Annotated in this window: 1 protein-coding gene; it reads right to left on the bottom strand. The window is 34.8% G+C overall.

What is annotated here, in order from left to right; genetic code table 11:
• Positions 1–554: 554 nt before the first annotated feature.
• Positions 555–1,997 carry an SEFIR domain-containing protein gene (locus AAC147_RS05965; protein WP_047685989.1) on the bottom strand — a complete coding sequence of 481 codons (1,443 nt, stop codon included), beginning with the start codon at positions 1,995–1,997 and terminating at the stop codon, positions 555–557.
• Between the last annotated feature and the right edge of the window lie 943 nt (positions 1,998–2,940).

Raw genomic sequence — 2,940 nt, 5'->3', positions numbered from 1 at the left:
TGAGGAATACTAAAGGATTAATTCCTTTAAATGGAGCAGGTAAAGTGCAAGGAGCACTTGGTGTTGGTGCTAAATCTTCGGGTACGCTAGGCACTCAAAGCAGTGGTTATGGTGGTGCTACTTTCGGTGGTTCGTCCGGTTGGAATTACACCCCGAAAGAAGAATAACCCCAAATAATATGATTCAATTATTAATTATATGAAAAGCGCCTGAATAGGTGCTTTTGTTATTATACAATACTTTTATTTAATTAATTTTTTACGGGTATTTATTTAATAGTGTATGCCAAGCATCATATATTCTAGTTTGCATCCTATCTGTCATATTGGTAATTATAACATGATAAAACCATATATTTAAACCTGCTATTCGTATTACGTATTTGTAAGGAAAATAACAGGTAAAACTATATACCTTTTCATAATAGTGAGAGTATCAGCATGCGGCGTTCCTTACCCCGCGTGTCACGCGGGGTAAGGAGTACTCCTATCATTTTGAAAAGCTATTTAGGGTAAATATCAAAAAAATAAACAATTTTTCTTATGAGTTAACTTTTATATCTTGGTAGCAAGTTGATCATAGCCAAGTAATGTTGCTGGATTAAATGATTCGTGCTCCCATCTAGGTAACCTTTGTATATTTGTTTTATATTCGAGTATTAATTTTTCTAAATCTGAAGGTTTATCTATTAAAAGAATACACTTCATCTTATCGAAGTATGTTTTCGAGGATGCTCTAGCAAATACTTCTAAAGCACCGTAAAAACGATTAATATATATACCAGTATTTGGAAACCAACGGTTGTATAAATCACCTTCTTGAATTTCTGATCTCATGAATAGGATAAAATCAGCTTGTATTAGATAATTGAATTCAATACCTGATTGCTTGCTTCTTTGTTTTAGAAGATCTGCATGTAAGGATAAACGTCTTAGTTCTAATCTATTGTTTCTGTGCTCTAGAGACTCTATATGTTCGCGAAATACCTGATATCCAACCATTGTATTTCGTCCAAAATCTACTTTTCTACCTACATAATATTGCTGTATTAGCAACTGGTTTAACGCTGTAAATCTTTCATGCTTTATGAAAATAGCAACTGCATATAAAAATAGTTCATGAATGATAAACTTAAAATTATCAAAATCCCATGTGTTCCAGCTATTAACATTTTCTGGCCGACTCATATATGGAATCAAAGATTCAAAGAAATGGTGAAGTTTCAGTATATTTTCTTCTGTGGGTGCATATTGAGCTATTACAATAAATAATGAAATTACTTCGTTTCTATAAGGAATAAACTTTTCAATGTTATCGATAACTTGATCGTCAAACTTACTATCTTTTTCTTTATTGAATATTCTGAATTTTTCAAGGTTACTTACAATGGTGGTTAAATATTCATCAATTGCGCCTGATGCAAATGGCTTATTGTCTTTGATGGCAGAGATAGCTCTCTTATAATTGGCTGTTGTTCCAAGTGATATTCCATTTGATTCATCTAGAAATGATGGCCTCTTACCTATTTCAGGCCTAATGTAAAGAGGCTTATCGTAAATCCAACGCAATAGCTTTTCAAAGTTATCTACATAGTTATCTGGCTCACTCAAATCAATATATATACGTGACTTATAGTATGTTGGTAGGTATGGTTTACCTAGATCATCTTTCTCAGCAATGATTGCAACAAACTTGCCTTGATCCTGATTTTCATATACTTCACGCGAAATTATTTGTGTTTCAGTACCAACACCACCAGACCTGCCATCAGCTCTAGATGCATAAACTTCATCACAGATGATAGCCACTTTGGTTATGTCTTGATCTGTAACCATTCTTTCCATGAAGGCAAAGGAATCCTGACCCTCTTTTAAATCCCATTTATCAAGAATTACATGAACACCAGACTCGGTTAGCTCATTAGCTAGTGCGATTACCCATTGTTCATGAGTTGGAGTAGACCAGCTATAAGAAATAAATAATTTTGGACTGTCCATCAATACGTGATTCCTTAATTAATCTTAACTGTAGTCATTAAAGTACATACCTTATCATAAAGCTTGTAACCTACTGATGCTAGGTATTGTTCTTTCATCTGTAAGTTGCTTTGCAATTTGATATTCCTCATGTTTTAACTAGCAAATGAGAAGTGCTGAACGCAATATTTAACATGAGAATAAATAGAATAAAAAGCTATGAAAAACCTATAAATGAGTTAGAGAAAATGGTTAGAGTTGAGAACACTGTGAAATCAGAATTAATAGGTAGATTAACAAATAGGAAGTTGACCCTGCCTACCAATAGCCGTTAATATCTTGCCTACATCAGTGATCCATCGCCTGCAAGGATCAACATTGAACGGCGAAACAAAACTCCCGTAGCCTGAAAGGGATAGCAAATATTGCGGTACATCTGTGCACCTTTGGAAGCAGATATTGCCAAGGATGAACACTCTAACCTGTTCGGCAATGAAGGTTTCTTAAACGAAAAAATACACCCAAAAGGTATTTTTATATTGCCAATCAAGTGTAATGAACATTAGGTCATACACTTATCTTTTATATCAACATAAACCTTATTTTTCTTTATCTTCAATGAATAACAGGATGGCTTTAGTACATCCGGTTCATACTTATCACGATCGATCACCGTCTGAAATATTCAGCGGACAATTTTTCTACATATAAGCATTTAACTCATTACTACCGTTTGATTCTTCATCTTGCGGCATTTTGCGGTACCTACTGGCATTTCAATGTTCGCACTGCTTTTGCTAACCGTTCACGGAACTCAAGGCGTCACTTTTTGCGGATTTACCGCTGAAAGTGACGCCGCAGCAAAAGGACAACACAACCCTGACAGGCTTTGGCCTAATTAACCACACAGTGAATCTGACACTGCATTTTATAGAGATAGTATCAAAAGGAGAACTTGACGATA

This window comes from Xenorhabdus sp. NBAII XenSa04 (assembly GCF_963866145.1).
Lineage (GTDB): Bacteria > Pseudomonadota > Gammaproteobacteria > Enterobacterales > Enterobacteriaceae > Xenorhabdus > Xenorhabdus indica.
This window is presented reverse-complemented; position numbering and strand designations above follow the sequence as displayed.

Bases quoted from the DNA above. Each gene is read 5' to 3' on its own strand.
- AAC147_RS05965 (WP_047685989.1), bottom strand. From the start codon at position 1,997: ATGGACAGTCCAAAATTATTTATTTCTTATAGCTGGTCTACTCCAACT.